The organism is Nocardiopsis sp. NPDC006139 (genome assembly GCF_040614155.1).
In the GTDB taxonomy this organism is placed as follows: domain Bacteria; phylum Actinomycetota; class Actinomycetes; order Streptosporangiales; family Streptosporangiaceae; genus Nocardiopsis; species Nocardiopsis changdeensis.
This window is the reverse complement of the sequence record NZ_JBEXTT010000032.1, coordinates 55,848-67,856: the sequence shown is the minus strand read 5'-3', so window position 1 is coordinate 67,856 and position 12,009 is coordinate 55,848. Positions and strand designations below refer to the sequence as shown.

At 71.3% G+C, this 12,009-nt stretch carries 10 protein-coding genes; 8 read left to right on the top strand and 2 right to left on the bottom strand.

The window, feature by feature from the left end:
* Window positions 1-359 precede the first annotated feature (359 nt).
* A complete protein-coding gene (locus ABZ249_RS29830) occupies window positions 360-1,073 on the bottom strand; it encodes a DUF305 domain-containing protein (protein ID WP_355269419.1) in 714 nt (237 codons plus the stop codon).
* A gap of 439 nt (window positions 1,074-1,512) precedes the next feature.
* Here ABZ249_RS29830 and ABZ249_RS29825 point away from each other — a divergent pair, with 439 nt between their 5' ends.
* From ABZ249_RS29825 to ABZ249_RS29815, 3 genes are all read left to right on the top strand, one after another.
* On the top strand, window positions 1,513-2,772 hold the full coding sequence (locus tag ABZ249_RS29825; protein ID WP_355269428.1) for a hypothetical protein: 1,260 nt from the start codon (window positions 1,513-1,515) through the stop codon (window positions 2,770-2,772).
* Between the two features lie 229 nt (window positions 2,773-3,001).
* Window positions 3,002-4,426: a hypothetical protein gene (locus ABZ249_RS29820; RefSeq protein ID WP_355269417.1), complete on the top strand. Its 1,425-nt coding sequence runs from the start codon at window positions 3,002-3,004 to the stop codon at window positions 4,424-4,426.
* 123 nt (window positions 4,427-4,549) lie between these two features.
* A complete protein-coding gene (locus ABZ249_RS29815) occupies window positions 4,550-5,953 on the top strand; it encodes a hypothetical protein (RefSeq protein ID WP_355269415.1) in 1,404 nt (467 codons plus the stop codon).
* Between the two features lie 74 nt (window positions 5,954-6,027).
* On the opposite strand, the gene ABZ249_RS29810 is transcribed toward ABZ249_RS29815, so the two are convergent.
* Window positions 6,028-7,275, bottom strand: coding sequence for a hypothetical protein (locus ABZ249_RS29810; RefSeq protein ID WP_355269413.1), 1,248 nt, complete (start codon window positions 7,273-7,275; stop codon window positions 6,028-6,030).
* A gap of 118 nt (window positions 7,276-7,393) precedes the next feature.
* Here ABZ249_RS29810 and ABZ249_RS29805 point away from each other — a divergent pair, with 118 nt between their 5' ends.
* The 5 genes from ABZ249_RS29805 (at window position 7,394) to mreC (ending at window position 12,007) form a co-directional block, all read left to right on the top strand.
* The gene (locus ABZ249_RS29805; protein ID WP_355269411.1) at window positions 7,394-8,746 is read left to right on the top strand and encodes a folylpolyglutamate synthase/dihydrofolate synthase family protein; all 1,353 of its coding nucleotides are present in this window, start codon (window positions 7,394-7,396) and stop codon (window positions 8,744-8,746) included.
* A gap of 38 nt (window positions 8,747-8,784) precedes the next feature.
* Window positions 8,785-9,180, top strand: coding sequence for a DUF4233 domain-containing protein (locus ABZ249_RS29800; protein WP_355269409.1), 396 nt, complete (start codon window positions 8,785-8,787; stop codon window positions 9,178-9,180).
* Between the two features lie 84 nt (window positions 9,181-9,264).
* Window positions 9,265-9,672: a nucleoside-diphosphate kinase gene (ndk, locus tag ABZ249_RS29795; protein ID WP_220559626.1), complete on the top strand. Its 408-nt coding sequence runs from the start codon at window positions 9,265-9,267 to the stop codon at window positions 9,670-9,672.
* Between the two features lie 398 nt (window positions 9,673-10,070).
* Complete coding sequence (locus tag ABZ249_RS29790) at window positions 10,071-11,105, top strand: rod shape-determining protein (protein WP_220559627.1); 1,035 nt, start codon at window positions 10,071-10,073, stop codon at window positions 11,103-11,105.
* Window positions 11,105-12,007, top strand: coding sequence for a rod shape-determining protein MreC (gene mreC, locus ABZ249_RS29785; RefSeq protein ID WP_355269406.1), 903 nt, complete (start codon window positions 11,105-11,107; stop codon window positions 12,005-12,007). The genes ABZ249_RS29790 and mreC overlap by 1 nt, the downstream gene beginning before the upstream one ends.
* Window positions 12,008-12,009 lie beyond the last annotated feature (2 nt).

The following is a 12,009-nucleotide window of genomic DNA, read 5'->3' as shown; positions in this document are numbered from 1 at the left end:
GAGGATGTGGGTCGGGTGATCATTTCGCGGGAGACGGTGATCGACAACGTGAATCCGACGATCGTGCCGCGGGCGCAGATCGAGCCCGAGCACCGAGAGAAGTCCGCCTGAGCCCTCCGCCTCAGCACAAGATGAGGACGGCGCCCTCCCGTCGGGGGCGCCGTCCTCTCTTTCCGTTCCGGGGCCGTTCCCAGGGCGTGTTCGAGGGGCGCCTTCGCGTGGCCCGGCGCTCGTGCCGGGCGCCGGGAACGGCCGCGAGGCGATCTCCCGCAAGCCGTCCGGCGGGACCGGCCCGGGGACGGCCGTCCGGGCACAGGCGGCCCGACGGCCCGGACCCGGGATGATCCGCCGAACGCGTCCTAGTCCTCGTTCTCGAGGACGGCCTCCATGCGCTCGATCTCGGTGTTCTGCTCGGCGATGAGGTCGTTGGCCATCCTCATCACCGTCTGGTCCTTGCCGTTCTCCAGGACCTCCTCGGCCATGGTCACCGCGCCGCGGTGGTGGGCCGTCATCAGCTCCACGAACAGCCGGTCGAACTCGTCGCCGTCGGCGGCCTCCAGCCGGCCCATGTCCTCCTCGGAGACCATGCCCGGCATGTCCTCGTGGTCCACCTGGAGGTCGCAGGCGGGGACCTCGCCCCCGCCGTGGTGGTCGCCGTCCCCCTCCAGCCCGCAGAAGTTCTGGTGGGCGGGGTTCTCCCGGGCCGGGCCGAAGACGTTCGTCTCCAGCCAGCTCTCCATGGCGGTGATCTCCGGGCCCTGGGCGGCGCTGATCCGCTCGGCGATGCCGCCGATGCCCTCGCGCCGGTGGCGCTCGGGGACCAGGTCGGTCATCTCCAGGGCCTGGGCGTGGTGCTCGATCATCTTCACCAGGTAGACGACGTCGGCCTCGTTGTGTCCCTGCTCCTCGGCCAGGGCGGCGATCTGGTCGGCCGTGGCCGGGGAGGACGACTCGCCGGGGGCGCCGGGGGCGATGACGTTCGCCGACTCCTGCGGCTGCTCGTCCTCCCCGGTGCAGGCCGAGGTTCCCAGGAGTACGAGGGCGGTTCCTGCCGCGAGTACCAGGCGACGCACGGGGTGTCCTCCAAGAACGGGGGTGTGGGGCGGGCCCGGGGGCTGTGCGCCGCCTCCGGCGCGGCGGGCCGGTCGGAGGAGAACGCTCTGCTGGGCTTTCTACTCACTGTCCGGGTGTTTTGTCCACCCTTGGGGGCGTGTCTCCATCGTTTTGTTCGCTCCGCGTGTCCCGGCCGTCCCGTATGCCAGATCTGGCGCCTGTGCGCACATGGCGGCGTTTCTGCTGGTCCGTTGGCTATGGGGGGAGTACAACACAAAGTAGGCGATTTGTTGCTCTTTGTGTCGGAGGTGGGCCGTGGGCGGGGGGACGGGGCGAGGGGAGGGGCCGGGTCGCGCGCTCCTGCGCGGGGGCGGCGCCGGCGCGGCCGCGGTCCTGCTGGCCGCCGCGACCGCGGTCCCCGGGGCGGCGGTCGCGGAACAGGAGGTCTCCGCCGAGGGCGTGGTCCGGGTGGGCGGCCTGCCCCGGCCCGCGCCGCTGGACCGGGAGGGCGCCTTCAACTCCGACCTGGCGTTCACCGGCGACCACGCCATCGGCGGCAACTACGACGGCTTCGTCGTCTACGACATCTCCGACCCGACCCGGCCCCGGGTGGTGTCCACGGTCCTGTGCCCGGGCGGGCAGGGCGACGTGTCGGTCAGCGGCGACCTGCTGTACTTCTCCGTCGACTACCCCCGCGCCGGCGACGAGTGCGGCGCTCCGGCGGCACCGGCCACCGAGGCCGGCGCGTTCGAGGGCATCCGGATCTTCGACATCTCCGACAAGGAGAACCCGCAGTACGTGGCGGCGGTGCGCACCGACTGCGGCTCGCACACCAACACCCTCGTTCCGGGTGAGGACGGCGAGAGCGACCTCGTCTACGTGTCGTCGTACTCGCCCTCGCCGGACTTCCCCGACTGCCGGCCGCCGCACGACAAGATCACCGTCATCGAGGTGCCGCACGACGACCCGGCCTCGGCCGCGATCGTCAACGAGCCGGTGCTCTTCCCCGACGGCGGGGCCGAGTCCACCACCGGCTGCCACGACATCACGGCCTATCCCGAGCGCGGCATCGCGGCCGCCGCCTGCCTGGGCGACGGGCTGCTGCTCGACATCTCCGACCCGGTGGAGCCGCGGGTGCTCGACCGGGTGCGGGACCCGAATTTCGCCTTCTGGCATTCGGCGACGTTCACCGACGACGCCCGGTACGTCCTGTTCACCGATGAGCTGGGCGGGGGGAGCGCCGCCGTCTGCACCGAGGGGGCCGGACCCGAACGCGGGGCGAACGCGGTCTATTCACTCAACGGTTCCGGGGGCCAATGGGAACTCGATTTCAGGAGCTACTACAAACTGCCGCGCCATCAGACCGAAACCGAGAACTGTGTGGCGCACAACGGCTCGCTGATCCCCGTTCCGGGGCGGGACTACTTCGTCCAGTCGTGGTACCAGGGCGGGGTCTCCGTCATCGACCTGACCGACCCCGAGCGCCCGGAGGAGATCGGCCACTTCGACCGGGGTCCCTGGGATCCCCAGGCCCTGCGCACCGCGGGTTCCTGGTCGGCGTACTACTACAACGGGCACGTCTACTCGTCCGACATCCGGAACGGGCTCGACGTCCTCCGGCTCACCGACCCGCGCCTGGAACAGGCACAGGGCGTGGTCATGGAGGAGTTCAACCCCCAGTCGCAAACGTCCTTTTCCGGACATGGACAACACCCGTAACAACGGTCGCCACCTGGGAGAACGCGGAAGCGTACACGGGGGCGCGGGGAACCGCCGACCCGGGCGGCGCACCACCGACCCCCGAAGGAACCTAGGCACCGTGCGTAGCCGGATGGGGTCGTGTGGACAGTGTGTTAACTGGTGTGTTTCTTTTGTTCCCCCCTATACAGATAGATGTTGAAGTGTGTACTTTCTTCCTGTTCAGCGCCAGACCCGAACAGGAGCCCCCATGGCGTCCTCCCCCATGCCAACCCCTCCGCCGCGTTCGTGGAGATCCACGCTGAAGAGGGGAGCGGTCGCCCTCACCGGCGCCACCGCCCTCGTCGCGTCCCTCCTCGCCCCCTCCGCCGCCTCCGCCGACCCGGCCTTCACCAGTGACGCGGAGACCAGCGCCAACGTCACGCACATCGCCAACGTCCCCAAGACCGAGGTGATGAGCGACTTCAACTCCGACCTGGCGTTCACCGGCGACTACGCCATCGGCGGCAACTACAACGGGTTCGTCATCTACGACATCTCCACCCCGGAGAGCCCGACGGTCGTCTCCGAGGTCCTGTGCCCGGGCGGCCAGGGCGACGTGTCGGTCAGCGGCGACCTGCTGTACTTCTCCGTCGACTACGCCCGCGCCAGCGACGAGTGCGGCGCCCCCTCGGTGCCCACCAGCGACCCGAACGGGTTCGAGGGCATCCGGATCTTCGACATCTCCGACAAGGAGAACCCGGAGTACGTGGCGGCGGTGCGCACCGACTGCGGCTCGCACACCAACACCCTCGTCCCGGGCAAGGACGGCGAGCACGAGTACATCTACGTCTCCTCGTACTCCCCGTCGGCGAACTTCCCCAACTGCCAGCCGCCGCACGACAAGATCTCGATCATCGAGGTCCCCATCGACGACCCGGCCTCCGCGCAGGTCATCGACGCGCCCGTCCTCTTCCCCGAGGGCGGCTACCGCAACACCAGCGGCTGCCACGACATCACCGTCTACCCGAAGCACGACATCGCCGCGGGCGCCTGCATGGGCGACGGCATCCTGATGGACATCTCCGACCCGGCCGCCCCGGTCGTCACCGACGTCGTCCAGGACACCAACTTCGCGTTCTGGCACTCGGCGACGTTCACCAACGACGGCGCCACCGTGATGTTCACCGACGAGCTCGGCGGAGGTGGCGGCGCGACCTGCCTGGAGAGCATCGGCTCCGAGCGCGGCGCCAACGCCATCTACACCATCGACGGCTTCAAGAAGGGCGAGCCCGAGCTGTCCTTCGAGGGCTACTTCAAGATCCCGCGCATGCAGGGCAGCACCGAGAACTGCGTGGCGCACAACGGCTCGCTCATCCCGGTCCCGGGCCGCGACTTCTTCGTCCAGTCCTGGTACCAGGGCGGCGTCTCCGTCATCGACTTCAACGACCCGTCCGACCCGCAGGAGATCGGCTACTTCGACCGGGGCCCGATCGATGACGACCGCCTCGTGCTCGGCGGCTCCTGGTCGGCCTACTACTACAACGGCTACGTCTACTCCTCGGACATCACCCGGGGCCTGGACGTCATCAAGCTGGAGGACCCGCGCTTCCGTGTGGCCGAGCAGGTCCACATGAGCGAGTTCAACCCGCAGTCGCAGCCGGAGTACCGCCCGGGAAGGGGCAACGGCCGCTGACCGCCCCCGAAGACGCCCCCGGCCCCCCGGGGCAGGGGCGGGTGACGTGAGAGGGGCCGCGGCCGTGCACGCCGCGGCCCCTTCACGTACCCCTCGAACACCCCCTAGTGCACAGGAGTCCCGATGCCTGTACCCCGCAACAGGAGAGGCCTGAGCCGTTCCGTCGCCCTGGCGGCGACGGCCGCGGCCTCTCTGCTCGTGGGCCTGCTCGGCCCGGCGACCGCGTACGCGGACACGCCCCCGGCCGACTCGATCCACAGTGCCAACATCGAGCACGTGGCCTACGTGCCCAAGCCCTCCACCGTCCGCAACGTCAACTCCGACCTGGCGTTCACCGGCGACTACGCCATCGGCGGCAACTACGACGGCTTCGTCATCTACGACATCTCCGACCCCGAGAACACCAGGGTCCTGACCGAGGTGCTGTGCCCGGGCGGGCAGGGCGACGTGTCGGTCAGCGGCGACCTGCTGTACTTCTCCGTCGACTACGCCCGCGCGAGCGACGAGTGCGGCGCCCCGGCCGTGCCGACCAGCGACCCGAACGGGTTCGAGGGCATCCGGATCTTCGACATCTCCGACAAGGAGAACCCGGAGTACGTGGCGGCGGTGCGCACCGACTGCGGCTCGCACACCAACACCCTGGTCCCGAGCAAGGACGGCGAGAGCGACCTCATCTACGTGTCGTCCTACTCGCCCTCGTCCAACTTCCCCAACTGTCAGCCGCCGCACGACAAGATCACCATCATCGAGGTGCCGCACGACGACCCGGCCTCGGCCGCGATCGTCAACGAGCCGGTGCTCTTCCCCGACGGCGGCAACCACGACCAGGACGGCCTGCTGCTGCCCACCCAGGGCTGCCACGACATCACCGTCTACGCCGAGAAGGACATCGCCGCGGGCGCCTGCATGGGCGACGGCATCCTGATGGACATCTCCGACCCCGTGAACCCGGTGGTCACCGAGGTCGTCCAGGACCCGAACTTCGCCTTCTGGCACTCGGCGACGTTCACCAACGACGCCCGCAACGTGGTGTTCACCGACGAGCTCGGCGGCGGCGGGGCCCCGACCTGCACCGAGGAGATCGGCGGCCAGCGCGGCGCCAACGCCATCTACACCATCAACGGCACCGACGCGGCGCCGGAGATGGACTTCGCCAGCTACTACAAGATCGACCGGCACCAGGGCGACCAGGTCTGCGTGGCGCACAACGGCTCGCTCATCCCGGTCCCGGGCCAGGACTTCTTCGTCCAGTCCTGGTACCAGGGCGGCGTGTCCATCATGGACTTCAACAACCCGAGGAAGCCGAAGGAGATCGCCTTCTTCGACGTGGACTCCCGGGTCGAGGAGGGTGTCCTGGACAACGACACCTGGTCGACGTACTACTACAACGGCTACATCTACTCCAACGACATCACCCGGGGCCTCGACGTCCTGAAGGTGACCGATCCGCGCCTGCGGGCGGCCGAGCGCATCACGTTCGACGAGCTCAACCCGCAGAACCAGGAGAGCTACCGGCCCGGCCGCTAGGCCCTGACCGGTCCACTCCGTGAAGGCGGGGGCGGCGCCCGCGGGCGCCGCCCCCGCCCCCTTGCCCGGGCCGGTCAGCCGAAGAGGCGGTCGGTCGGCACGTCCAGGACCTCGGTCATCCGGCCCGTGAAGTAGACCGTGCCCAGCGCCAGCACCCGGTCGCCCAGGGCGGCCACCCGTGCGGGGGAGAGGGCGGCGGCGTCCACACGGCCCCAGTGCGCGGGCGGGGCGTACTCGAACCGCAGGTGCGCCTCGGGCAGGCGCACCATGGTGACCGGCAGGTCGCCCAGCACCGCCACGGCGCCGGAGACGTCCTTGTGGTCGGGCAGGCACAGCAGCACGTGGTCCACCCCGCCCCAGGCGGCGCGCGCGTGGGCCAGCGCCGCGGCCACCCCCACCCGGTCGATCGCCGAGTCCACGATGGCCTCCGCCCCGGGCGCGCCCGGAACCGGGTGCCGCGACAACCGGGCGGGCAGCCGCAGGGTGCGCAGCACCGCGTGCAGCCGGCCCGGGTCCAGCGGGCCCCGGCCCAGGTGCTCCAGCATCCGGGCGGCCGCGGCCGTGCCCAGCACGCCCGAGGCGGCCGACAGCCCCGGCGGGCGCAGGTCCGCGGGCGGCTCCGTCCCGGGCGCCTCCGGGTCGGCGACCTCGGCCCGTACCCGGCCCCCGGTCGCCTCCTCCAGAGCGGCGTCCACGGCCGCGGCCACCTCCGGGGTCTGCGGCAGCCGGACCAGGCGCCGGGTGCGCTCGCCGGCCACGCGCGCCTTCTCGCGGGCGATCTCGGTCACGGTGTCCCCAAGGATCCCCACGTGTTCGGCGAAGACCGCGCCAAGGGCGACCACCTCCGGGCCGATCAGCCGCAGCTCGTCGCGGTGGCCGCCCATCCCGGCCTCCAGCACGCACACGTCGGCGCCGACGTCGCGGGCGTGCAGCAGGGCCGCGACGAGGAACACCCCGCTCGGCGCCAGGTACCCGCCGGACTCCGCCGGGCCGGGCAGGCCGCGCCGTGCCCGGTCGATCCGCGCGCCCAGGGAGTCCAGCACCCCGTCGGAGACCGAGGCCCCGTCCACCCGCACCCGCTCCCGGTAGGAGCGGAAGCTCGGCCCGGTGGCCAGCACGGTCCGCAGCCCCGCGGAGGACAGGGCGGCCGCCGCCGTGGTGGCCGTGGTGCCCTTGCCCTTGGAGCCGACCACTCCCAGCACCGGGGGCCGCGCGTCGTCCAGGTCCAGCGCGCGCATCAGCTCCCGGGCGCGCTCCAGGCTGCGGGCCGAGCCGGCGGCGCGGCCGGCCCACTCGGAGAAGAAAGGGTCAAGGTCGGGCATGCCCCCAGTATGCTCCCGGCCATATCGGGGTCCGGACCCCGTACCCGGAGGTCACGCCCCGGCCGGGCCGCGTACACTGACGCGGTGTGTACACCCCGACTCCGACCTCTCAGCAGCCGTGAGTGAGGACCGCGCCGACGCGCGCTACGCCGAAGTGACGGCGCAGATCCTCGCCCGGGCGCCCGAGACCGACATCGACCCCCGCTTGGACCGCGTCCGCACCCTGCTGGACCTCTTGGGCGATCCACAGCGGAACTTCCGGGTCATCCACGTCACGGGCACCAACGGCAAGACCTCCACCGCCCGCATGATCGACGCGCTCATGCGCGCCCGGGGGCTGCGCACGGGCCGCTACACCAGCCCGCACCTGCGCACCGTCCGGGAACGCATCGTCGTCGACGGGGAGCCCGTCTCCCAGGAGCGGTTCGTCGAGACCTTCGACGACATCCGCCCCTACATCGAGATGGCCGACGAGATGAACGACGCTCCCCTGTCGTTCTTCGAGATCCTGACGGTGATGGCCTACGCGGTCTTCGCCGACACCCCGGTCGACGTGGCCGTCGTCGAGGTGGGCATGGGAGGCCGCTGGGACGCCACCAACGTGGTGGACGGCGACGTCGCGGTGATCACACCCATCGGTATCGACCACACCGACTACCTGCCCGACACCGTCGAGGGCATCGCCGAGGAGAAGGCTGGCATCATCAAGCCCGACTCCGTCGCGGTGATCGCCCAGCAGCCGGTGGCCGCGGCCGAGGTCCTGCTGCGCAACGCGTCCGAGGTCGGCGCCCGGGTGGCCCGCGAGGGCATGGAGTTCGGGGTGCTGGGCCGCGAGGTCGCGGTGGGCGGACAGCAGATCGCCGTCAAGGGGCTCACCGCGAGCTACGAGAACCTCTTCCTGCCGATGTTCGGCGCCCACCAGGCGTCGAACGCCGCCGTGGCCGTGGCCGCGGTCGAGGCGTTCGCCGCCGCGGGCGAGGACGCGGCCGGCCTGGACCCCGGCATCGTCGCCGAGGCCCTCGCCGGGGTCGATTCCCCCGGGCGTCTGGAGGTGGTGCGCACCAGCCCCACCGTCATCGCGGACGCCGCCCACAACCCGGCCGGAATGATCGCGACGGCCGCGGCCGTGGAGGAGTCCTTCGGCTTCTCCCGCCTGGTGGGCGTGGTCGCGATCATGGCCGACAAGGACGTCGAAGGGATCCTGGATCCCCTGGAACCGTTGCTCGACGAGATCGTCGTCACCCGCAACTCCTCACCCCGCTCCCTCGACCCGGAGTCCCTGGCCGCCATCGCGGTGGGCATCTTCGGCGAGGACCGCGTCCACCTGGCGCCCCGACTCGACGACGCGATCGACCTGGCAGTGGGCCGGGCCGAGGACGACGGCGAGTTCGGCGGCTCCGGGGTGCTCGTCACCGGCTCGGTGGTCACCGCGGGCGACGCGGTCCACCTGCTGCGCGGCGCGGGGGAGTAGCGGGCCGACGCGCTCTCATTACGAAGGGAATTCCCACCGTGCGTGTCGTCTGCGCCGTCGTTCTGGCCTTCGAGGTCATCGTCATCGGCCTCTTCATCCCCGTGGCCGTGACCCTGGCGGGCATGGACCCCGCCTTCGCCGGAGGCCTGTGGGGCACCATGGCCGTCGCGGCCCTGGTGCTCGCCGGGCTCCAGAAGCACCGCTGGGCCCACTACGCGTCCTGGGCGCTCCAGGCCGTGTTCCTGTTCACCTCGTTCATGCTCCCGGGGGGCATGCTGGTCGCCGTGGTCTTCGTGTCCCTGTGGGTGACCGGCGTCATCCTGGGCCGCCGGACCGACGAGATGAAGGCCGCCCACCAGGCGCGGGCCGAGGCCGAGGCCGCCCGGGAGGCCGAGACGGCCGTCGGTGCCTCGTCGGAGTCCCGAACGCGATAGTGTGACGCACGTTTCCGCGTGCACAGACGCCGTGGGCGTCGTGCCCTCGCGCCACGCGGAGTCCAGTGAGGAGCTGAATCGCACGTGGAACGCACTCTCGTTCTCATCAAGCCGGACGGCGTCCGCCGCAGCATCGTCGGCGAGGTCATCTCGCGCATCGAGCGCAAGGGCCTGAGGATCGTCGCGATGGAGCTGCGCACGCTCGACGCCGAGACCGCCAAGACCCACTACGAGGAGCACGCCGAGCGGCCGTTCTTTGGCTCCCTGGTGGAGTTCATCACCGGCGGCCCGCTGGTGGCGCTGGTGGTCGAGGGCGAGCGCGCCGTCGAGGCGTTCCGCGCACTGGCCGGCGCGACCGACCCGGTCACCGCCTCCCCGGGCACCATCCGCGGCGACTTCGCCCTGGAGGTGCAGCAGAACATCGTGCACGGCTCGGACTCCACCTACTCCGCCGAGCGCGAGATCAAGCTGTTCTTCCCCGACCTGGGCTGACGCCGGTCGCCGGAACCGAGGCCGAAGGGCCGCCCCCGCCGGGGGCGGCCCTTCGCGCCGTTCGGGGGGCGATTGCGCCGAACCCCCCGCACTCCGGGGGCCGCGCGGCTACGCTGTGCTTCCCGGAACCCCCGCCCGGCCCGGGCCCTCCCGCGCCCGGGGACACTCCCGGAGCCCCCGGGCCCGTCTCCCACCGTCCCCGCGGCCGACGGCGCCGACGGCGCCGCACTTCCGTCCGCGCGCCGCGGACGCGGAGAAGACAACGATTCGGTGTGTTTGCGTAACCAACTAAGTGCCGACCGTTACGATACGGGGGACTGAATACCTATCGTGCCGGAACGACTACGTATGGTCGCCCCGTGCAACCACGTCCGACACGGCGCCTCTGAGGACGTTACATGCCGAACAACCTTGCTTTTCTCGGCCGGGACATGGCCGTCGACCTGGGGACCGCCAACACGCTCGTGTACGTGCGTGGCCGCGGCATCGTCCTGAACGAACCCTCGGTCGTCGCCCTCAACACCTCGACCGGCAAGATCGTCGCCGTGGGCATCGAGGCCAAGCAGATGATCGGCCGCACCCCGACCAACATCACCGCCATCCGCCCGCTCAAGGACGGCGTCATCGCCGACTTCGAGATCACCGAGCGGATGCTGCGCTACTTCATCCAGAAGATCCACCGCCGCCGCCACTTCGCCAAGCCCCGCATCATCGTCGCGGTCCCCAGCGGTATCACCTCCGTGGAGCACCGCGCGGTCAAGGAGGCCGGGTACCAGGCGGGCGCGCGCCGGGTCTACATCATCGAGGAGCCCATGGCCGCCGCCATCGGCGCCGGGCTCCCCGTCCACGAACCGACCGGCAACATGGTCGTGGACATCGGCGGCGGCACCACCGAGGTCGCCGTCATCTCCATGGGCGGCATCGTCACCTCCCAGTCCATCCGGGTCGGCGGCGACGAGCTGGACCAGGCGATCATGACCTTCGTCAAGAAGGAGTACTCCCTGATGATCGGGGAGCGCACCGCCGAGGAGCTCAAGCTCGCCATCGGCTCGGCCTATCCGACCGGGGCCGAGGAACTGCACGCCGAGGTGCGCGGCCGCGACCTCATCAGCGGCCTGCCCAAGACCATCGTCATGTCCGAGTCCGACGTCCGCCAGGCCGTCGAGGAGCCCGTCACCGCCATCATCGACGCGGTCCGCACCAGCCTCGACAAGTGCCCGCCCGAGCTGTCCGGCGACATCATGGACCGCGGCATCGCCGTCACCGGGGGCGGGGCCCTGCTGCGGGGCCTGGACGAGCGCCTCCTGCACGAGACCGGGATGCCCATCCACGTGGCGGACAACGCCCTGGACTCGGTCGCCATCGGCTCCGGCACCTGCGTGGAGAACTACGAGCGCCTCCACCAGGTCCTCGTCCCCGAGCGGCGGCGCTGATGCTGCGCGACAGCCCGAGGTCCCGGCTCACCCTGACGGTGCTCGTCGTCCTGTCGGTGGTCCTGCTCGTCCTGGACGGCCGCCAGGGCCAAAACCCGGTCACCGCGGCGGCCCGCGCGGGCGGCGAACTGGTCTTCGCCCCCGCCGCCGCGGGCGTGGGGTACGTCGCCGCGCCGGTCGGCGACCTCTACGACACCGTACGGCGCGCCCCCGGGGCCTCCGAACGCATCGCGGAACTCGAGGCGGCCAACGCCGGCCTGAAGGAGGAGCTGCACGCCGCCCGCCTCGACGAGGACCGCGCCGAGCGCCTCGACGAGCTCCTGCACCTGTCCGGGATGGGCGGCTACGAGATCGTCCCGGCCCAGGCGGTCACCCGAACCACACCGCGCGGCTACGCCGACGTCGCCACCATCGACGCCGGGACCGAGTCCGGGATCGCCCCGGACATGACCGTGGTCAACGGCCAGGGGCTGGTCGGCCGGGTCATCGAGGCCGGCCCGCGCACCGCCACGGTGCTGCTCGCCACCGACGTCACCTCCGCGGTCGGCGCCCGCCTGGAGTCGACCCGCAAGATCGGCGTCGTCACCGGGGGCACCGTGCCCGGCGGGCCCGAGGCCGACCTCACCCTGGAGCTGTTCGACATGGAGGCGCCCGTGGAGGCCGGGGACCGGCTGGTCACCCTCGGCTCGCACGAGGGGGCGCCGTTCGTCCCCGGCGTGCCCATCGGCACCGTCGAGGAGGTGCAGGCCGCCCCGGGGGCGCTCAGCCGGCTCGCGGTGCTGACGCCCGCGGTCGACTTCGCCTCGCTGGACACGGTCGGCGTCGTCGTCGCCGGCCCGGCCGAGGACCCCAGGGACTCCGTGCTCCCGCCCAAGCCCGACGCACCCGAGAGGGAGAAGTAGCC

Excerpts from the sequence above, each read along its gene's own strand:
- ABZ249_RS29820 (WP_355269417.1), top strand. The coding sequence starts at position 3,002 with ATGGCGTCCTCCCCCATGCCAACCCCTCCGCCGCGTTCGTGGAGATCC.
- ABZ249_RS29815 (WP_355269415.1), top strand. The coding sequence starts at position 4,550 with ATGCCTGTACCCCGCAACAGGAGAGGCCTGAGCCGTTCCGTCGCCCTG.
- ABZ249_RS29810 (WP_355269413.1), bottom strand. The coding sequence starts at position 7,275 with ATGCCCGACCTTGACCCTTTCTTCTCCGAGTGGGCCGGCCGCGCCGCC.
- ABZ249_RS29790 (WP_220559627.1), top strand. The coding sequence starts at position 10,071 with ATGCCGAACAACCTTGCTTTTCTCGGCCGGGACATGGCCGTCGACCTG.
- mreC (WP_355269406.1), top strand. The coding sequence starts at position 11,105 with ATGCTGCGCGACAGCCCGAGGTCCCGGCTCACCCTGACGGTGCTCGTC.